The organism is Streptomyces sp. WAC07094, assembly GCF_036320405.1.
GTDB lineage: Bacteria > Actinomycetota > Actinomycetes > Streptomycetales > Streptomycetaceae > Streptomyces > Streptomyces lannensis.
Genome location: NZ_JAVMJZ010000001.1, coordinates 8,175,822 through 8,195,977, shown reverse-complemented (window position 1 = coordinate 8,195,977; position 20,156 = coordinate 8,175,822). Strand labels below are relative to the sequence as shown.

14 protein-coding genes are annotated in these 20,156 nt (G+C 69.6%); 8 read left to right on the top strand and 6 right to left on the bottom strand.

Going from position 1 to position 20,156, the window contains the following annotated elements; all coding sequences use genetic code 11:
- Nucleotides 1-124: 124 nt before the first annotated feature.
- From RCR19_RS36770 to RCR19_RS36755, 4 genes are all read right to left on the bottom strand, one after another.
- Nucleotides 125-1,219, bottom strand: coding sequence for an alpha/beta hydrolase (locus tag RCR19_RS36770; RefSeq protein ID WP_331269068.1), 1,095 nt, complete (start codon nt 1,217-1,219; stop codon nt 125-127).
- 834 nt (nt 1,220-2,053) lie between these two features.
- On the bottom strand, nt 2,054-2,698 hold the full coding sequence (locus tag RCR19_RS36765) for a hypothetical protein (RefSeq protein WP_331269658.1): 645 nt from the start codon (nt 2,696-2,698) through the stop codon (nt 2,054-2,056).
- Nucleotides 2,699-2,822: 124 nt separating this feature from the next.
- Nucleotides 2,823-3,974 (bottom strand): glutathione-independent formaldehyde dehydrogenase, encoded by a 1,152-nt coding sequence (locus tag RCR19_RS36760; RefSeq protein WP_059126332.1) that lies wholly within the window; start codon nt 3,972-3,974, stop codon nt 2,823-2,825.
- Nucleotides 3,975-4,210: 236 nt separating this feature from the next.
- The gene (locus RCR19_RS36755) at nt 4,211-4,651 is read right to left on the bottom strand and encodes an Lrp/AsnC family transcriptional regulator (RefSeq protein WP_331269067.1); all 441 of its coding nucleotides are present in this window, start codon (nt 4,649-4,651) and stop codon (nt 4,211-4,213) included.
- A 364-nt stretch (nt 4,652-5,015) separates the two neighbouring features.
- On the opposite strand from RCR19_RS36755, the gene RCR19_RS36750 reads away from it, so the two are divergent.
- The 6 genes from RCR19_RS36750 to sbnA all read left to right on the top strand — a co-directional run bounded on the left by RCR19_RS36750 (nt 5,016) and on the right by sbnA (nt 16,276).
- The gene (locus RCR19_RS36750) at nt 5,016-5,822 is read left to right on the top strand and encodes a thioesterase family protein (RefSeq protein WP_331269066.1); all 807 of its coding nucleotides are present in this window, start codon (nt 5,016-5,018) and stop codon (nt 5,820-5,822) included.
- Nucleotides 5,823-7,175: 1,353 nt separating this feature from the next.
- A complete protein-coding gene (locus tag RCR19_RS36745) occupies nt 7,176-9,812 on the top strand; it encodes a Pls/PosA family non-ribosomal peptide synthetase (RefSeq protein ID WP_331269065.1) in 2,637 nt (878 codons plus the stop codon).
- A 13-nt stretch (nt 9,813-9,825) separates the two neighbouring features.
- The gene (locus RCR19_RS36740) at nt 9,826-13,095 is read left to right on the top strand and encodes an amino acid adenylation domain-containing protein (protein ID WP_331269064.1); all 3,270 of its coding nucleotides are present in this window, start codon (nt 9,826-9,828) and stop codon (nt 13,093-13,095) included.
- Nucleotides 13,096-13,138: 43 nt separating this feature from the next.
- Entirely contained in the window at nt 13,139-14,146 is a 1,008-nt protein-coding gene (locus RCR19_RS36735; protein WP_331269063.1) for a TauD/TfdA family dioxygenase, read from the top strand.
- On the top strand, nt 14,143-15,222 hold the full coding sequence (sbnB, locus tag RCR19_RS36730; protein WP_331269062.1) for a 2,3-diaminopropionate biosynthesis protein SbnB: 1,080 nt from the start codon (nt 14,143-14,145) through the stop codon (nt 15,220-15,222). The genes RCR19_RS36735 and sbnB overlap by 4 nt, the downstream gene beginning before the upstream one ends.
- Before the next feature lie 28 nt (nt 15,223-15,250).
- The gene (sbnA, locus tag RCR19_RS36725; RefSeq protein WP_331269061.1) at nt 15,251-16,276 is read left to right on the top strand and encodes a 2,3-diaminopropionate biosynthesis protein SbnA; all 1,026 of its coding nucleotides are present in this window, start codon (nt 15,251-15,253) and stop codon (nt 16,274-16,276) included.
- Between the two features lie 76 nt (nt 16,277-16,352).
- Here sbnA and RCR19_RS36720 read toward each other — a convergent pair whose 3' ends face one another.
- Nucleotides 16,353-17,153, bottom strand: a complete 801-nt coding sequence (locus RCR19_RS36720; RefSeq protein ID WP_331269060.1) for a DUF429 domain-containing protein — start codon at nt 17,151-17,153, stop codon at nt 16,353-16,355.
- A 207-nt stretch (nt 17,154-17,360) separates the two neighbouring features.
- On the opposite strand from RCR19_RS36720, the gene RCR19_RS36715 reads away from it, so the two are divergent.
- Together RCR19_RS36715 and RCR19_RS36710 are read left to right on the top strand one after the other, a co-directional pair.
- Nucleotides 17,361-18,197 (top strand): DUF1206 domain-containing protein, encoded by an 837-nt coding sequence (locus RCR19_RS36715; protein WP_331269059.1) that lies wholly within the window; start codon nt 17,361-17,363, stop codon nt 18,195-18,197.
- Between the two features lie 295 nt (nt 18,198-18,492).
- A complete protein-coding gene (locus RCR19_RS36710; RefSeq protein ID WP_331269657.1) occupies nt 18,493-19,284 on the top strand; it encodes a LuxR C-terminal-related transcriptional regulator in 792 nt (263 codons plus the stop codon).
- Here RCR19_RS36710 and RCR19_RS36705 read toward each other — a convergent pair.
- The gene (locus tag RCR19_RS36705) at nt 19,281-20,144 is read right to left on the bottom strand and encodes a class I SAM-dependent methyltransferase (RefSeq protein ID WP_331269058.1); all 864 of its coding nucleotides are present in this window, start codon (nt 20,142-20,144) and stop codon (nt 19,281-19,283) included. The genes RCR19_RS36710 and RCR19_RS36705 overlap by 4 nt on opposite strands.
- Nucleotides 20,145-20,156: the final 12 nt, after the last annotated feature.

Genomic DNA, 20,156 nt, shown 5'->3' with positions numbered 1-20,156 from the left:
ACACGTCGTGGCCCGGATGCGGGTCCGGCTCTCACCCACGAGCCCGCACCCGGGCGGTCGGGGGACTGCACTCGGCGGCGCATGGCCCGGCCCCCTGCCGGACAGGACCGGGCCGCCCGGCACCTCAGGTGTGCAGGGCCCGGCGCAGAGCCGCGTTGGCGTGCGCGACCGCGGACTTGGCCGCCTCACTGTCGGCGAGGCCGTTGAGCATCACGAAGTCGTGGATCATCCGCGGGTAGTGGAGGTAGGTCAGGGGCACTCCGGCGGCGCGCAACTTCTCGGCGTATGCGCGGCCCTCGTCGCTCAGCACATCGCTGTCCGTGACGACCAGTGCCTTCGGCAGGCCGCGCAGCTCGGCCTCGCCGGCGCGCAGCGGGGAAGCGGTGATCCGGGAGCGGACCGAGGTGTCGGGGGCGTACTGGTCCCAGAACCACTTCATGCCCGCGGCGGTGAGCCAGCAGCCGGTGGCGAAGCGCCTGTAGGACTCGGTGGTGAACGACGCGTCGGTGACCGGGTAGAACATCACCTGCTGGGCGATCTTGGGACCGCCGCGTTCCTTGGCCATCAGGGTCACGGCGGCCGTCATGTTGCCACCGACGCTGTCGCCCGCCACGGCCAGCCGCGAGCCGTCGACGTTGATCTCGGCGCCGTGCTCGGCGACCCACCGGGTGGCGGCGTAGGCCTGCTCGTTGGCGACGGGGTACTTGGCCTCGGGCGACCGGGTGTAGTTGACGAACACCACCGCGGCCCGGGCGCCGTTGGCTATCTGGCGTACGAGCCGGTCGTGGGTGGAGGCGTCCCCGAGGACCCAGCCGCCGCCGTGGAAGTACATCACCACGGGCAGCTCGCCGGTCACGCCGTGCGGCCGGACGATGCGGATGGACACCGAACCGGTGGGGCCGCCGGGAATCGTGCGTGTGGTGATGTCGGCGGGCAGCTTGGTCACCGGGTACGCGGCCTGGAGATCCAGGAGCGACTGACGGGCGGCGGCGGGGGTGAGTTCCTGGATCGGGGGGCCGTCCGCCGCGGCGAGTTTGTCGAGGAACCCCTGAGCGGTGGGTTCGAGGGCCACCCGGGGATCGCCGCAGGTCGACTTGGAGGCGGCAGCAGCCGGAGTGGCGAGGGCCGGGGCGGTGGCGGTCAGGGCGGCGATGGCGATCAGCGCCGTGAATCCGGCCAGGGGCTTGCGCAGCGAACGGGAGCGTCGGGTGGCGCTCATGAACGTCCTCCTTCTGGGGGGAACTTCCTCCAGAAGCGTTGCTGCGCTCCCCCCGACGGGCCCGCCGGGCTGAGCCGAAGGAGTGGCGCCCTTCGCCCGCCCGGGTGATCGGCGCACCGGTCCGGTTTCGCCTGTGCCGACTTCCGCGAACGGCACGGGCGGCACCCGCCGACCGTCGGCCGCCCCCGTACTCGCAGGCCGTCTTCCCCCGTCCGGCGGCCGCCACGACATGGCGAGCCTCCGCCCCGGCTCGGGGTCTCGGGGCGGAGACCCGTAACTCCTAATGTTCGGCCCGGACCGCGGAATCGCACCTCAGGCGCGACAACGCGCCGCCCGACGGTGTATCGAAGGTTTCCGCGCCGACGCCTCCGTCGATCCGCATGTCCCGAGCCGTCGTCCGGGAGTTCCTCCAAGGAGGCGGGGGACGAGCTCACGGCGGGAAACAGCGTCTGGGCTGGAGTTGTGCGCGGACTGCGCCGCGGCCTACCCCGCAGTGGAGCGGTACGGGTCGTGTTCCCGCCCCCTCCTCCGCGCTCCCGGGCTCTGCCGGGTTCACTGGACTGCGCCCTCGCACGGTGGGCAGAGACACCCGTTTCGGGGTCAACCGCGGGGTGTACCGGCGTCGTCCTTTCGTGGAGGACAGACGACGGGCGGCGGCGCGATCCCCGTGCCCCGGCCACCGGCCTCCCGGCTCTCGTCCGGCTCGGCGCGCGCTGTCGCACGGGACGCGGACCAGGCGCCCGTCCCGGCAGCACCGGCGGCGGAGCCCGTCCGCGGACCAGGGCTTCAGAGACCTCGTACCCGCGCGGATCCTGTGGCGATCGACGGGCCGCCTCAGCTCGTCCGGCTCGATCCCCCGCCGTCGGGTCGGACCTCCGCGCCGCTCCCGCGCTCGAGGGACACCGTGACCGTGACGCGCACTACGCACGGCTTCCAGGGGGTGGAGCTGAACCCGAAGCGCACCGGGGGCAGGACCGATGTGAGGACACCGAGGTCGCGACCCTCGTACACGGCCACGGCACTCAGCACGGGCCGCAAGTCCCGTGCCCCGTACCACTCGTACCGCCCTCGGCCCGCTGCGCCGCGGGTGCTCACCCTCAGCAGGGCGCGGGCGGGGAGAGCGACCGCCGCGGCCCAGGCGGGGCGCGCGGCGAGGGAGCCCGGTACGGCCCTCAGCAGGAGTCCGGCGAGGCCCCTCCGACCGGAGACGAAGTGCAGCCGGAGCGTGGACGCACCGACCGTCCAGGCCCTCCCCACGACCTCCACCCCGACCGGTACCACCCGCACCTCGTCGAAGGCGTAGGTGCCGGCGATGAAGTCGGCCGTCTCCCGGGTGGGGGCGAGCAGTATGCGGTGCCCGTCGGGCCGCTCGATCATCACGTCGCTGAACGGCCCGAACGGCGAACGAGCCCAGTGCCCGACCACCGCCCGTACGCCTGAGGACGTACCGATCCCGGTGATCCAGCCGTCGAACCGCAGCCGGGCACGTCCGGCGCCGGTACGGGAGCCGACGCCGGACCCGGCGGTGGACCGGCCGTGAAGTCGCGTGGACACGGCTGCGCGCAGCAGCGGCCCCGGGCCTCGTCCGCCCGGGGCGCTTTTCCTATGCCGCCAGCGCGTGACCGGGATGCAGGACCACCTTGGTGTAGCCCTCGACCCGCTTGTCGAACTTCTCGTACGCCAACGGTGCCTGGTCCAGCGGCAGTTCGTGGGAGACCACAAAGCTGGGCTTGGCCCGGCCGGCGATGATCAGATCACGGAGCTGCCGGTTGTACCGCTTGACGTTGCACTGACCCGTGCCCATCTTCTGGCCCTTCTCGAACATCTTGCCGATGGAGACCAGAAGCTGGCCGTGCTTGGCGTGCTCGTCGGGGGCGCCGGGATCGGAGGGCACATACAGACCCGGTACCCCGAGCCTGCCGGTCGGCCGTACCGTCTCGACGAGCGCGTTGAGGACGACGGCGGGTTCCTCGTGGCTCGCGTCGTGCGCCTGGGCCTGGTACCCGACCGCGTCCACGCCCTTGTCGGTCCCCTCACCGTGTGTCTGCTCCTTGATCTGCTCGGCCGCGTCGCCCTTGGTGAAGTCGATGGGGATGGCTCCGATCTCCTTCGCCTTGGCGAGCCGCTCGGGCACGCGGTCGACGCAGAACACCTTGGACGCGCCGCGCAGAAGCGCCGAGTACGCGGCCATCAGGCCCACCGGGCCGGCACCATAGACGGCCACACTCTCGCCTGGGGACACCTGGGCGAGTTCACAGCCGTGGTAGCCGGTAGGGAAGATGTCGGCGAGCAGTACGAAATCGGTCTCGAACTGCTCCCCCGGCGGGAGCTTGAGGCAGTTGAAGTCGGCGAACGGCACCCTCAGCAGCTCGGCCTGGCCGCCCTCGTACGGACCCATCGCCACATACCCGTAGGCTCCGCCCGCGAAGCCGGGATTGACCGTCAGGCAGAAGCCCGTCTCACCCGCCAGGCAGTTCTTGCAGAATCCACAGGCCACATTGAAGGGCATCACCACACGGTCCCCCTTGGCGAGGGACGTGACACCCGAACCGATCTCCTCGACGATGCCGAGGTTCTCGTGGCCGAAGACGATGCCCGGCTCGGCTGCCGTGCGGCCCTCGTACATGTGCAGATCAGACCCGCAGATGGCGGTCGACGTGACCCGTACGAGGACGTCGTTCGGGTGCTGCATCTGTGGATCGTCTACGTCCCTCACAGCCACACTGAAGGGCTTCTCATAGACGACGGCTTTCACCTGGGTCACCTCCGCGTCGAGCGCTGGATGACGGCGGCGACGGTGGGCCACTGACCCCGGAGCACATACGCGAAGAACGGGATACCTGCGACCGTGGCCCCGAGTGCTCTCGCTTCACCGCCGAGTACCTCCAGGTAACGCCCGTACGGCTCAGGGTGCAACCGGCTGCGCGGGCCGCTGCGGCCTGCCTCGCGTCGGTCGCGCCCGCCGCGACCGTGGAGTCGGCGCACGTCGGATCAGTGGGCACCCTTCACGATCTTCATGGTGAAGTGCGAGGTGACGTTCTTGACACGCGGGATCGTCATGACACGCCCGGTGAGGAACGCCTCGTAGGCGAGCAGGTCCGCGACGCCCACGCGAACGAAATAGTCGGGACTGCCGAACAGTCTGCGCAGTTCGAGGACCTCCTCGGCGCCCGCCAGGGTCTGCTCGAACCGCTCCACGGTCTCCGCGTCCTGTGCTTCGAGAGTGAGGTCGACGAGAACCTCGAAGGCGCGGCTCACGGCGGACGGGTCGATGACGGCTCGGTAGCCGCGGATGACCCCGTCCGCCTCCAGCCGCTGGACGCGCCGCAGGCAGGGACCGGTGGTGAGCCCCACCCGCTGCGCCAGCTCGACGTTGGTCAGACGTCCGTCCCGCTCCAGCTCGGCGATGATTGCCCTGTCAATGGCATCCATGCCAAGAAGATTGCACGACGCAGCGCCGGAGGGGCAATATTCGCCACCAAATGGCGTGCTTTCCACGAGACGATGACTGAGTGCGAGCCGACGTTCCGACCCCGGCGGCGGTGCCCGGGCCCGACGCTCCGGCCACCGGGTGCCGGCCGACGCAGCGGGCGCGCGGCTCCTCTTCGGCAGGCCGTGGAATCCTCCCCGTCCCCCCGGTGGCGCGCTCCCCACCTCGTCCCCGCCCGGGCGGAACCGCTGCCGGTGGCCCTGACGGCCGCCGGCACGCGGATCGCCCCGGTCGCGCCGACGAGCCGGGACCGCCGTCCACGCGTCCTGCGCGACACCCCCTGATCACCTCGAGGAGATGCGTCCATTGACCAGCGGCACACACCGACCCGACAGCTACTACGTGCGCACCGACGAGCATCGCTACAAGCCCACCCCGCACGCCGGAGGCGCATGGGACGCCGACGAGCAGCACTTCAGCCCGCTGGGCGGCCTGATCGCCCACGCCATCGACCACCACCTGGCCGGCCGCCCGCGGCCCGGTCTGACGCCGGCCCGGATCAGTTACGACATCCTCGGACGGCTCGCCCTGGACGAATGCGAGATCCGCGTCGAGACCGTCCGGCCCGGCCGCACCATCGAACTCCTCGAGGCCGTGGTGCTCATCGCGGGCCGCCCGGTGGTCCGGGCCCGCGCGTGGCTTCTCGCCACCGTCGACACCAGGGCCGTCAGCGGCGGCTTCGAGGGCACGCTCACTCCGCCCGATGCCCTCGCCACCTGGCCGATGACATCGGTGTGGCCCGGGGGCTACATCGCCTCCCTGGACGTCCGCCCGGTCGCGCCACCGCAGCCGGGCCGCACGACCGCCTGGGTCTCCACGTGCCTGGACCTCGTCGCCGGCGAATCCAGCAGCCCGCTCGCGTCCTACCTCGCCCTGGTCGACACCGCCAACGGCATCGCCGCACGACAACCGCCGACGGAGTGGATGTTCCCGAACATCGATCTGACCGTCCACCTGCACCGCCAACCCGAGGGCGGCTGGACGGGTCTGGACACCACCGTCACCTTCGGCCCGACCGGACAGGGTCTCACCAGCACTGTTCTGCACGACATCAGGGGGCCGGTCGGGCATGCCCAGCAGATCCTCACGGTCCGTCCGCTGCCCGGCACCTGACCGACCGCGTCCGGCGGTGCCCCGACGAGGCCCCGGCCCGCCGCCGCCTGCACGGCGCGTCGACGATCGACGGCGCCCGGCCGAGCCCGGCGCGCCGGGCTCGAGGAGCACTCCGCGCCGTCGCACGACAGTCGGGTCGAGGCCCGCGGGCGTCGGCGGCTCTCGGCCCGGCGCCCGGCCGTCCGGCCGCGTTCGAAGCTCCAGGCGTCGACCCCGACCAATGCGCCCGACGGTCCGCACTTCGGCGGGCGGCTCGCGCCGGCCGCCCATGCCCGTGCCCGCCCAGGCCGTCCGGCTTTCGGCCCGGCAGTGGACGGCCGGCCCTGCCGAGCGGCTCCCGCCCTCGGATCATACGCACCCCCACCGCCCGGCAAGCCCGAGAAATCGGGGCACTTACCGAGCCCGCATGCCCGGTAACAGCGCGAGTAACGGCATGCCGTGCTGCGTCACGAAGTGGTGGGTAAAATGGTCCGTGGACCGCGCGGTAAGTGGACCCGGGTATGGACCGGTGAAGCTTTCGAGGGCGGGAGATGACCGCGGGGTCGTCTCCGGCGAGCCGGCTCAAGCCCTCGGCCCGGACAGCGTCGCCAACGGGACAGGCGACCTCCGAATGCACCGCCGGACGGCAGACGAAAAACAACTGAGTCCCGGAGCACCGATTCTGTGGGCAGGTGAGCCGCCAGGAAACAGAGTCTCCCCAACCGCTTTCAGTGCCGACAACCAACTCCAGATCGCAGTCGGCCGACATTCGCATCGGTTCGTCGTGGCGCCCGTCGAGAGGGACGGTCGCAGTCCGCACGGGGTCGCCGATTTTCACACGGCGATCCATCCCCACCGACAGGGCGTGCGTGACCGGCTCACCGGACAGCACCGGTGAGCGCACAGGTCGACGGACCCGCCTTCGTCAGATACGCCGAACCGCTTGCCTGGTGTTCCAGCCACGAAAAGTGACTCCTTGTCGAGTCGGCTGAACATCGACCAGGTCGCGTCCATCGATGCGAGTCGGGCGAGTCCCGCTTTCGGGAACGATCGGGCATCGTGCCGGGGACTAGGCGCTCAGCCTCGGAGCTGACCGCGTGGAGCGTTGCTCCGCTTGAGTGAACCGCGCCCTTCCAGTGAAGTAAAGAGCCGAAAAATTCCAGGTTGTTGAGCGGCGTCGTCATGTCATCCCAAGCGAGTCCGAGTGGCAATCTGACAGTGGCCGACTAACACTGAAGCCCGTGGTTTCGGGATCGGACGAGAGCGCGGCCTTACAGCTTAAGCAATTCCCGGATCGTTCAGGTCATTTCCGAACGGAAGGGCGCCCGACCGGCCACTGGCCATTGGTTGTCGAAAATACTTCGAGGAGCTCGAATGGTGGAGAAGTCTGCCGAGGTCTTGACAACCGGGTCCGGTGATTCCGTGATCGCCAGGTCCGGGAGCGGCGGCCCGGCGACGACGGACACCGAGACAAAACTCGCCGAAGTACTGGCTGATGTCGCGTGTGTCGAAGAGGTGTCGGCCGACAGCAACTTCTTCGACGACCTCGGTGCCAACTCCTTGGTGATGGCGCAGTTCTGCGCGCGGGTCAGGAAGCGCCCGGATCTGCCGTCCGCCACCATCAAGGACATCTATCGGCATCCCACGATCCGAAGCCTGGCGGCTGCCCTCACCCAGAACCAGACCACGAGCACGCCCACCCACGTCAACGGCACGCGGCCTGCATCGCCGCCGGAACACGTCACCGCACCGCAGGTGACCCGGGCGAGCAGGCTGGACTACGTGATGTGCGGGACACTCCAGTTGCTGGTGTTCCTGGCATATTCGTTCGTCACCGGAGTCGTCGCGACGACGGGCTACGAGTGGGTCTCCACCGGGTCGGACCTCCTCGACGTCTATCTGCGGTCCATGGCGTTCGGCAGCCTCGGCTTCGTCATCATGTGCGCGTTCCCGATCGTGGCCAAGTGGACCCTCGTCGGCCGCTGGACGCCCCGTGAGTTCCCGGTCTGGAGCCCGGCCTACCTCCGCTTCTGGATCGTCAAGGTGCTGCTCCACGCCAACCCGATGATCTTGTTCGTCGGCAATCCGCTCTACGTGCTGTATCTGCGCGCACTCGGCGCACGGATCGGCAAAGGAGTAACGATCCTCTCCCGTCAGGTGCCGGTCTGCACCGACCTGCTCACCATCGGCGCGGGAACGATCGTCCGCAAGGACTCCCACTTCCTCTGCTACCGGGCACACGCCGGACGCATCCAGACCGGCACGGTCACCATCGGCCGCGACGCGTTCATCGGCGAGAAGACCGTGCTGGACATCGACACGTCGATGGGCGACGGCACCCAGCTCGGCCACACCTCCGCCCTCTACCGTGGTCAGACGATCCCGCAGGGCGAGAGTCACCACGGCTCTCCGGCACAACGCACGGACGTCGACCATGTGCGGGTCGCGCCGGCCCGATGCGGGACCCTCCGCCGGGCATGCTTCGGCCTGAGCACGCTGCTGCAGTTGTTCCTCGTCTACATCCCGCTGGCCGTCGGCGGTGTGTACATGCTGTTCATCGAGGTCCCGGCTCTGGGTGACCGGCTCGATCCGGACACGTCCCACGTCTCGGTGTCGCACTTCCTGATCGACGCGCTGGCGCTGTCCGCCGTGCTGTTCTTCGGCTTCGTCGTCGTGGGTCTCGCCGCTCTCTACACCGTTCCGCGCCTGCTGAATCTGGCCATCAAGCCGGACAAGCCCTATCCGCTCTACGGCTTCCAGTACGCGGCGCACCGGATGATCTCCCAGATGACGAACATCCGGTTCTACGCCTGGCTCTTCGGTGACAGTTCGTTCATCGTCCACTATCTGCGCGGCCTCGGATACAACCTGTCGCGCGTCGAGCAGACCGGGTCGAACTTCGGGACGGAAGTGAAGCACGAGTCCCCGTACCTGGTCTCCGTGGGCCGGGGGACGATGGTGGCCGACGGGCTGTCCATCGTCAACGCCGAATACTCGAGCACGTCCTTCCAGGTGTCCAGGGCGTCGATCGGACCGCACAACTTCCTCGGCAACAACATCGTGTATCCGGCGGGCGGCAGGACGGGCGAGAACTGTCTGCTGGCCACGAAGGTGATGATCCCCCTCGACGGTCCCGTCCGCGAAGGGGTCGGGCTGCTCGGTTCGCCGTGCTTCGAGATCCCGCGCTCCGTGGAGCGCGACACCCGCTTCGACCATCTGAGGAGCGGAAACGAGCTGCGCCGGCACCTCGGCATGAAGAACCGTTACAACCTGTGCACCATCGCCCTCCACCTGATCCTGCGCTGGCTGCACACCTTCGTGCTCACGGCCCTGGGACTCGTCTCCGTCGTCCTTTACGGAGCCGTGGGGCAGGTGGTGATCGCCTGCTATCTGGCACTCACCCTCGGCTTCTCCACCCTCTACTACGTTCTGGTGGAGCGCTGGTTGCTGTTGTTCCGCAGGCTGCGCCCTCAGCTGTGCTCGATCTACGACCCCTACTTCTGGTGGCACGAGCGGCTGTGGAAGGTGCCGTCCGAATTCCTCAACCTGTTCAACGGCACCCCCTTCAAGAACGTCATCTGGCGCCTGCTCGGAGTCCGCATCGGCAGCAGGGTCTTCGACGACGGCTGCTATCTGACGGAGCGGTCGCTCGCCGCCATCGGAGACGGCTGCACGCTCAACGCCGGCAGCAAGATCCAGTGCCACTCGCAGGAGGACGGCACCTTCAAGTCCGACTACAGCACGCTCGGTGATCACTGCACTCTCGGCGTCGGTGCTCATGTGCACTACGGCGTCACGTTGGGTGACGGAGCCGTGCTGACAACCGACTCCTTCCTCATGAAGGGCGAGGAGGTACCCGCGAACGCACTGTGGGGCGGTAACCCCGCGGTCGAGATGACCGGGGCCCACGAGGAGCCCCTCGTGGGCGTCGAATCGGGGACCTCGACATCCACGCCGGCGGCAGCAGCAGTGACGGCCTCGACCGACGGCCAGACGTCGACGGCGAGCTGAGGAAGGTCATCCGATGGGAGCGCACGTGCAGACGGACCGGGAGTTCTGGAGCGGTGTCCTGACCGCAGGCGGTGCCACCGCCGTTCCGCGATGGGTGCGGGAGCCGGTGGCCGGTGTGGCCGAGTACGAGACGACCGTGCCGGACGACCTCTCGGACAAGGTGCGCGGGCTGGCGAAGGCACTGGGCGTGCCGGCCGGCGCGGTACTGCTGGCCGCCCATGCCAAGGTCCTCGCGGTGCTGTCGGGCGAGTCGGAGGTGGTGACCGGCTACGTCGCCGGAACGCAGCGCGGACCGCTGCCGTGCCGGCTGACGACGGCGCCCGGATCATGGCGCCTGCTGGTGTCGAGGGCTCATCGTGCGGAGTCCGAGCTGCTGGCGCACCGGGAGTTCCCGGTGGACGATCTGCGGCGCGAGCTGCGGGTGACCGGGCCGTCGTACGAGGTCGTCTTCGACCCCGCGGGGACCGAGGGCGGACTGGTCGACGACGCGGCACTGGGCGTGGGCTGGCGCGAGGAGAACGGGCGACTCGTGGTGCGGCTGCGGTATCGCACCCAGGTACTGGACACCGAGTCCGCGGCCCGGATCTGCGGCTACCACGTGAGCACACTGCGCCTGATGACGGCGGACGCGGACGCCGAGCACGCCCGGCAGAGCCTGCTGTCTCCCGAGGAGTTGCGGTACCAGCTCGAAGGACTCGCGGGACCGCGCCGGGAACTGCCGGACGCGCGTGCACACGAACTCTTCGAGCAGCGGGTGCGCAAGCATCCGGACGTCGTCGCAGCCGTGCACGGCGATCGCACCTGGACCTACACGGAGCTCAACTGCCGGGCCAACCGCCTTGCCCGGGCCCTGCTGGCCCGCGGACTTGACCGCGAAGACGTGGTGGGGGTGGTCACCGAGCGCAACCTCGACTGGCTGGCCTCCGTGCTGGCGGTGTTCAAGGCCGGCGGCGTCTACCTGCCGATCGAGCCCCACTTCCCCGCCGTACGGATCGCGGCGACGCTGTCACGGTCCGGGTGCCGGCTGGTGCTCACCGAGCCCGGCAGCACGGACACCCTGGACCAGGCCCTGACCACGGTGCCGGGTGTCGAGAAGCTGCTGATCGAAGACGCCTGCGCGCAGCAGCACGCCGACAGCGACGTCGAGGTCGAGGTCGGCGCCGATCAGCTCGCGTACATCTACTTCACCTCCGGTTCCACGGGCGAGCCGAAGGGAGCGATGTGCGAGCACGCAGGCATGCTCAACCATCTCTTCGCCAAGATCGACGATCTGCGTATCGACGAGGGTCAGTCGGTCGCCCAGACCGCACCGCAGTGTTTCGACATCTCACTGTGGCAACTGCTCGCCGGGCTGCTGGTCGGCGGTCGCACACTGCTGGTCGAGCAGGAGGCGATCCTGGACGTGGAGCGGTTCGTCGACACCCTCGTCCGCGGCCGGGTCGCCGTGGCACAGGTCGTGCCCTCCTATCTCGAGGTGGTGGCCGCGTACCTGGAGCAGCACCCCCGCGACCTGCCGGACCTGAGGTATGTGTCGGTGACGGGTGAGGCGCTGAAACCGGAACTGGTACAGCGCTGGTTCACGATCAAGCCCAGGATCAAGCTGGTCAATGCCTACGGCCTGACGGAGACCTCGGACGACACCAACCACGAGATCATGGACCGGATGCCGGAGGGCGACCGGGTGCTGCTGGGGCGCGCCGTCAACAACGTGCGCGTCCACGTCGTCGACGAACACCTGTCCCCGGTTCCGCTGGGCGCCCCCGGAGTGATCGCGTTCTCCGGTGTGTGCGTGGGCCGGGGATACGTCAACGATCCCGAGCGGACCCGCGCCGCCTATCTGGAGGATCCGTACCGGCCGGGCGAGCGGCTCTATCTGGGCGGCGACTGGGGGCGCTGGCACCCCGAAGGCAAGCTGGAGTTCCTCGGCCGCCGCGACAACCAGGTCAAGATCCGCGGCTTCCGTATCGAGATCGGCGAGATCGAGAACACCCTGTTGCGGGTTCCCGGGGTGCGTGACGGCGCGGTGGTCGTCGCCGAACGGGCCGACGGCAGCAAGCACCTCATCGCCTACTACACAGGCCGGGACCAGCAGGTGGAGGTGCTCCGCCAGGCCCTCGGCGCCGCGCTGCCCGTCTATATGGTCCCCTCCGCCTTCCACTGGCAGGACACCCTGCCGCTCACCGCCAACGGCAAGATCGACCGCAAGGCCCTGACCGCGCTGGCCGAACAGGACGCTCCGGCCCCCGACGGCGACACCGCCGGTGACGCGGACCGCCTTCCGCGCACACCCGGCGAGCGCCGGCTCGCGGCCGCCTGGGCGGAGCTGCTGAGTGTCCCCGAACACCACATCGGCCGGCAGGACCACTTCTTCGACTCCGGCGGCACCTCATTGACCGCGGTGAAGCTCACCATCGCCCTGAACCGTGCCGTGTCCCTCAAGGACATCACCCGCCACCCGGTGCTGGCCGAGCTCGCCGCACTCCTCGACGGCGCACCCCAGCAGCGCACGGGGCTGCTTCAGCCGCTGTCGCAGTCCGACGGTGTCCCGGACTGCGCTCTGGTGTGCTTCCCCTACGCGGGCGGCAACGCGGTCAACTACCGGCCGATGGCCGGCGCGCTCGCCGCCGGCGGACCCGCGGTGTACGCCGTCGACCTGCCCGGTCACGATCCGGCCGACCGGGACGAGCAGTTCGCGCCGTTGGCACAGGTGGCGGAGCAGGTCGTCGCCGAGATCACCGGGCGCGGGCTGACCAGGGTCATGCTGTGGGGCCACTCCTCGGGAGCCGCGACGGCCGTGGAGACGGCGAGGCGGCTGGAGCGGCGAGGAGTCACGGTCCAGCGGGTGTTCCTCGCGGCTCAGCTCCCGGGCACCGCCGGTGACCGGCGCGCGGCCGTCGACAAGCTGACCGGACTGACCAACGCCGAGATCGCCGCGAAACTCACCGCGGACAGCGGCTACACCGAACTCGGTGAACTGAGCGCGTCGCACGCCGAGCATGTCGGTGCCGCCTACCGCCACGACTGTGCCGCCGCACACCACTACTTCGCCGACGCCCTCGAGGCACCGCCGACGTGGAAGCTGTCCGCGCCGATCACCGTGGTCATCGCCGCGGACGACCCCAACACGACCGGCTTCCGAGACCGATACCGCGACTGGCAGCTGCTTGCCGAGCACGTGGATCTGCACGAGCTCGCCGACGGCGGCCACTACTTCCTGCGCACCCGTCCGGTCCAGGCGGCACGGGCCGTCCTGGGTGCGGCCGAACTGCTCGCCTCCCCCTGATCCTTCCCCCAGCCATCACAGAGACGATCGAAAGGAAAAGCAAATGTCCTCCTCCTCTTCCCTGGCCTCGCTGCTCGAGGTGGAGCTGGATCCGGACAGACCTCCGATCCTGCGTGTTCAGGCGCCCGGAGACCCGACCGCCTGGGCGGCCGAGCACCGCGACGCCCTGCGCGCATGCGTCAACGAGCACGGTGTCGTGCTTGTGCGCGGCCTGGGACTGCGGGAGATGGAGCAGGTCAGTGCCGTCTTCACGGCGACGGCCGGTGAGCTGATGACGGAGAAGGAAGCTTTCGCCCCGCGCGAGAGGTACAGCCAGGGGGTCTACTCCTCCGCCACCTGGCCGGCCAACCAGCCGATGTGTATGCACCATGAACTGAGTTACACCCTGGAGATTCCGGGCCTGATGCTGTTCGCCTGCCTGTCCGCGCCCGGCGAGGGCGGGGCGACCGCGGTGGCCGACGCCGAACGCGTCCTCCAAGCCCTGCCCGGCGCGCTGACCGATCGGTTCGAGCGTGAGGGCTGGCTGCTCACCCGCTCCTACAACGACGAGATCGGGGCCTCCCTGGAGGAGTCGTTCGGCACCGAGAACCCCGCGGCCATCGAGCAGTACTGCCGCGACCACGCCATCGAGTTCGACTGGCAGCCCGACGGATCACTGCGCACCCGCCAGCGCCGCAGCGCCGTGGTGCGGCACCCGGTCACCGGCCGGCGCTGCTGGTTCAACCAGATCGCCTTCCTCAACGAGTGGACGCTCGCCCCTGAGGTGCGCGAGTACCTGGTGGACATCTACGGCGAGGACGGGCTGCCCTTCAACACCCGCTTCGGAGACGGCAGCCCCATCGGCGAGGACGTCGTCCAACTGCTCAACGCCACCTACGAGGACCACACCCGCCGCGAACCCTGGCAGGCCGGAGATCTGATGCTCGTCGACAACGTACGTACCGCGCACAGCAGAGAAGCCTTCAGCGGAGAACGCCAGGTGCTGGTCGCCATGGCAGAGCCCCAGCGTCTGGCGGACGGCTTCCCGACCCCGGAGGCAAGCCAGCGATGACCCCCACAACCTCCTCCGCCACCCGGCCCACCGCTCGCGACCGGGCCACGGCACCGACGTTCGCCGTGATCCCCGGCGACCAGGTGCAGCAGGCGCTCCGCGGGCGCGAGAAGCAGATCGTGGAACTGGTCGAGGCCACCTACCGGCTGCACGGTGCAGGGGACTCGGTCAACCCGCCGTCGTACTTCCTGCGCTTCGCGGACCGTCCCACGGCCAGAATCATCGCCCTGCCCGCCTCCATCGGCGGGTCGGTGAACGTGGACGGCCTGAAGTGGATCTCCAGTTTCCCGACCAACGTGGAAGCCGGACTCCCCCGGGCCTCCGCGGTCCTCATCCTCAACGACCACGACACCGGCTACCCGTTCGCCTGCCTGGAGAGCTCGATCATCAGCGCCACCAGGACCGCGGCATCCGCCGCCCTGGCCGCCGACTGGCTCAGCCGTGGCAGGACCCGCCCCGCACGTGTCGGTTTCTTCGGCACGGGGCTCATCGCCCGCTACATCCACACCTTCCTGGCCGGCACCGGCTGGAGCTTCGACAGCGTCGGCGTGTACGACGTGTCGGCCGACAGCGCCGACGGCTTCTGCGGCTATCTGCAGGAGGCCGGCGCCGCGGGACAGACGGCACAGGTGACGGTGCACGACAACGCCGAGGACCTGATCCGTTCCAGCGATCTGGTCGTCTTCGCCACCATCGCCGGAAAACCCCATGTCACCGACCCTGCCTGGTTCGCACACAACCCTCTGGTCCTGCACGTCTCACTGCGCGACCTCGCTCCCGAGATCCTGCTCGACTCCGCCAACTTCGTCGACGACGTCGAGCACTGCCTCAAGGCCGACACCTCCCCGCACCTGGCGGAGCAGCTCACAGGCAGCCGGGACTTCCTGGACGGGACCCTCGACGACGTCATGACCGGACGAGTGACCCCGCCGACAGACCGGCCTGTGATCTTCTCCCCTTTCGGACTGGGCGTCCTCGACCTCGCAGTCGGCAACTACGTCTACGACGAAGTCGCCCTGGCCGGACACCTCCACCTCATCGACCACTTCTTCCACGAGCTGCGCCGATACGGCTGAACGTCGGCTCTGGCACCAGGAGGCCACCGTGCCCGTCATCTCCACTCCCTACGCCTTCAACGAAAGCCAGCTGTATGTCGACCTCAAGTCGATCTTCGGGCGTTCTCTCTATCTGAAGTGCGAGGGCTTCAACTTCGCCGGCTCGATCAAGCTGAAGGCCGCGATCGAGATGGTGGAGAGCGCCGAACGGGACGGGCTCCTGAAGCCGGACTCGGTGCTGGTGGAGTCCTCGTCCGGAAACCTGGGCGTGGCCCTGAGCACGATCGCCGCGAGCAAGGGCTACCGGTTCCTGTGCGTGACGGACTCGCGCTGCAACCTCTCGACCAGACTCCTGATGGAGGCCCTGGGCAGCGAGGTGCACATCATCGCGGATCTGGACGCCAACGGCGGCTTCCTCGGCGCGCGCATCGAGTACGTCCGGGCACTGTGCGCCTCCGACGACCGGTACGTGTGGCTCAGCCAGTACACGAACCCGGGCAACTGGCGGGCGCACTACCGCAAGACGGCGCCGGAGATCGCCCATGAGTTCCCCGGGCTGGAAGTGCTGTTCATCGGCGCCGGCACCACCGGGACGCTGATGGGCTGCGCTCGCTACTTCCGTGACTGGCACCACCCGGTGCGGATCGTCGCGGTGGACAGCGTCGGCTCGGTGAGCTTCGGCGGCGAGCCGGGCCGCCGGATGATCCCCGGCCTGGGCATGAGCATGCGCCCCCCGCTGCTCGACGAGTCCTATGTGGACGAGGTCGTCAAGGTCGAGGAGGCGGACACCATCCGTGCCTGCCACCGCCTCGCCAGGCACGGGTTCCTGTTCGGCGGTTCCACCGGAACCGTGGTCAGCGGCGCGATGCAGTGGCTGGCCCAGAACGAGCCGCGCGACCTCACCGCGGTCGCCATCGCGCCGGACCTCGGCGAGCGGTACCTCGACACGATCTACCAGATCAACTGGCTTCAGGACCTGTACGGCGACGACATACTCGACTTCGACGAGGTGAGCGCCGGCAGCCGGAGAGTCGAGCCCAGACGCCGGACGTCGGGTCGGCGGCCGAAGCCCTAGAGCACCTCGTCACGGGACGCCGGCCCCCACCCGCCCGTAGCCGCCGGAGGGGCGCCGGCCGGTCCACGGAGGTCCGTCAGTCCGGGATGCCCGCGAGGGCACGGAGGTCCGTGCCCGGTAGATGGATCCACCCTTCCTGCCGGGCGGCCTCGCGCTCCTCGGCCGAGCCCGGCCACACCGTGTCCCCGATCTGGACCGCACGGGCGACCAACGCGCAGACCACGGCGTCGAGACGGTCGTGGCTGTCGACGCACCTCTCACGCACCGCCTCGGACAGGGACATCTCCAAACCCGCCTCGATCGCGCCGACGACGTGCTCGCGCAGGGCACGCGCCTCCGGTGTGGCGCTCTTGTAGCTACGGGTGAGGTGGATCCCCCATCGCCGCAGCGCGGCCGCCGGGTAGACCTCGGCGACCGGCCCCGAGCCGTCTCGGGGCACGGCGACACCTGCCGCGGCCAGTTCGTCCAGGAGATACGCGGCCCGCAGGGCAACGACCCCCAGAAGGTCGGTGGACACCGACAGCGGAGGCCGCATCGAGGTCGCCTTCCAGGTGAGGTCGTCGGTGAGCCGGAAGCGCAGTGCGTCCAACCCCGGTCGCCCGTCCGCCCGTTGAGGGAACCTCATGGGAGGCGGCAGTCGTTCGCACCGATGGTGTGCGAGGACCGTCGCCACGAAGTCGGACGGCCAGCCCAGCGGGCAGTCCAGCCCGGTCTTGTCGGACCGCCGGACGAGCGCCGACAACTCCCCTTCTCCGTCCGGTACCTCGAACTCGGCGGTGACGGCACGTCCCGGGCCCCAGACCATCCGGCACACCGCGGTACGCCGGGCGCTCGCGGCGAGGTCGATGCCCAATGTCACCGTCTGTCGTCGCTCCATGCCCAGATCATCGCGCATCGCAGTGCCGGGAGGGACAAGACGACCACCACAGCGAGGCGCGCGGGCCGTGCCCGTCGATGGACGGCGCCGAAGGAACGAACACGAGCCGGTCGCCCGGCCGGACACGGGCGGTGCCCCCTCGGTGGCCTGGCCACCCTGCCGGGTGTGCCCCCGGATTGCCGGGGCACACGGATCCGGGAGGTCGAGATGGACTTGAGGGCCATGGCCCGTACCGGACGGCTCGAGGGGCGGCGCGCGGCGAGGGGTTCGGTCACACGGGGCGCAGCACGGGCGGGGCTCTCCGCTCGCGGAGTCATCTATCTGCTGATAGGAGTGCTGGCTCTGCGGATCGGGTTCGGGGACGGCGGTCACCAGGCCGACCGCCAGGGTGCCCTGGCCGAGATCTCGCGCGAGCCGTTCGGTTCCGTGCTGCTGTGGGCTCTGGGCATCGGACTCGTCGGCATGGCGGTGTGGCGGCTGTCCGAGGCCGCGTTCGGATCGGTCGGTCCGGACGGCCGAAAGGCGACGAAACGACTGACGGCACTCGCCCGTTGCGTGTTCTACGCGTTTGTGGCCGCCTCCGTGATGTCCTTCGCGGCGGGCTCCGGTGACGGGGGCGGATCGAGTGACGAGCAGTCCCGGGACGTCACCGCACGTGTTCTGGGAATGCCCGCCGGCCAGTGGATCGTGGGCGTCGCGGCTGCCGGGATCGTCGTGGCCGGTGTCTGGATCGGTGTTCGGGCCGTACGGCGCGACTACCACGACCATCTCCGGCTCGGCGCGATGAGCCCGAAGGTCCGGCGTCTGGTGGACGTGACCGGTGTGGGAGGGGGCGCCGCGCGCGGAGTGGTGTTCGCCGCTGCAGGAGCCTTCGCTCTGCGGGCGGCCGTCGAATACCGGCCCGACCGGGCCAAGGGGCTGGACGACACACTGCGTTGGTTCGCCGGGACCCCGTTCGGACCGTGGCTGCTCGTCCTGGTCGCGGGCGGCGTCGTGCTCTTCGGCCTGTTCTCCTTCGCCCTGGCACGCTGGCGCAGGGTCTGAGAGCACCGAGGTCCGGGGCGAGAAAACCGTGCGGGCCGCCGCTCCCCTGTACCGGCGGCCCGCACGGAACCTGCCGGGCCGGAGACACCGCCCGTCGTTCGTGGTCTGCTCGCACGCCTACGCACCGCGGACGGTGAACCCCGCAGGTCGGTGGAGCGACGTACGTCCGTCGACGTCACTGTTGCCCGGTTGAAGTCTGCGCCGACGTCGTGCTCGGCTGGTATGGGTAGAACTGCGTACACGGACGGGCGGAGAGGGACACGTGAGAACCGGTCAGGAGCGTGCCTACGAACGTATGTTGTCGGTGGCCGTGGCGGCACTCCAGGAACGGGAACCTGAGCGTCTGTGGCCCCTGATGGCATCCGTCCTGCCGGGTGTGTGCGGCGGCGAGGCGCTGATCTACAAACTGGACGAGTGGAACGAGAGCAGCGGCACGCTGGGCCTGTCCCCTGGCGTCGCCCCGGCGTTCGATCTGCTCGACGAGGATTCCCTGGGGCTGCTGCGGGCCGGCTACCCCTTCGCGCACCACTACACGCGGGGACACGGTCATGCACCGGTCACGGCACGGCAGGCGGCGGGTCCCGACTGGTCCACGAGTCCCACGGCACGTCTGATCCACGAGACGATCGACGCGGATCATGTACTCGCCGTTCCGCTGCCCGGCACGACGGCCCCGATCACGGGCTGTCTCATCTACCGTTCCGGCACGGACTTCGACGATGACGGCATCCGCTTCGGACAGCGCCTGCAGCCTCTCCTGGCCGCGGTCGAGCAGCACCGGCAACTCCTCGCACGCTGGGGGCACGTCGTCGCGGCGGGCGATGCCCCGGCCTCCCCGCGCGAACTGGCCGCCGACTGCGATCTGACGCCGCGCGAGACGACCGTCCTGCTTCTGCTCGGCGATGCCCTGACCGCCGCGGCCATGGGCCGACGGCTCGGCATATCGGATCGCACGGTCCACAAGCACATCGAGAAGATCTATCGCAAACTGGGCACCCGAGACCGGCTCGGTACGGTGCTCCGTGCCCAGCAGTTGGGCCTTCTCCCCCGGTCCACGCCTCCCGTCGCGAAAACCGGCAGGGCTTAACGGCCGCTCCCCGGCGCGCCGGGGGGATCCCGCCACCAGACGAAGACCTCGGTGCTCGGGACACGTTCGGAGAACACCCCCGATGGCGACGCCCGCTCCAGCAGCCGCCGCAGGTCCCCCTCGAAGTCGCCGCGACGCGCGCCGAACAGGTGCGGAGCGGAGAACGACATCGAGTGGGCCCAGGCGACGACATCGTCGTGCGTACGTTCCAGCGGCTGTCCCCCGGGCACGACATGGCGCCGGGGACCGGCGAAACCCGCCCGGGTGAGCACCGCCGCCTCGTTCCCCGGCGTCCCCTTGGGCAGCCGCCCCCGGCCGGCACGCCGTACCGGACCGAGGTAGTGCTTGATCAGCTCCTCGATCGCGGTGTAGGGCACCGCGGGATGCGGAAGACCGTCGACGTCACGGGACTCCGTCTTCTCGTCCGAGACATGCACCAGCGCACCACCGGGCCGAAGGAGGCCCCGGACGGTGCCCGCCACCAGTCCGCGGTCCATCCAGTGGAACGACTGGCCGAAGGTCGCGACGGTGAAGGTGCCCAGGTCCGAGGACATTTCCTCGGCCCGGCACCGGACCCATCGTGTCTTCCCGGTCAAGCCCGACTCGGCCGCCCCGCGACGGGCTTCCTCGATCATCCCGCGGTCCGGGTCCACTCCGACGACCTCGGCGAACAGATGCGCGAGGGTCAGCGCGATCGTGCCCGGCCCGCACCCCACATCGACCAGGCGCCCCTGCCCGTCCGGTTCCAGGACGTCGTCCAGCATGTCCGCGAGGCCGGGCGCGTACGGAAGTCGGCCGCGCCGGTAGTAGGCCGCCGTGCCGGCGAACAGCGTCTCGTCCCACTCCCAGTCCGTGACCACGTCCCCCGCCTC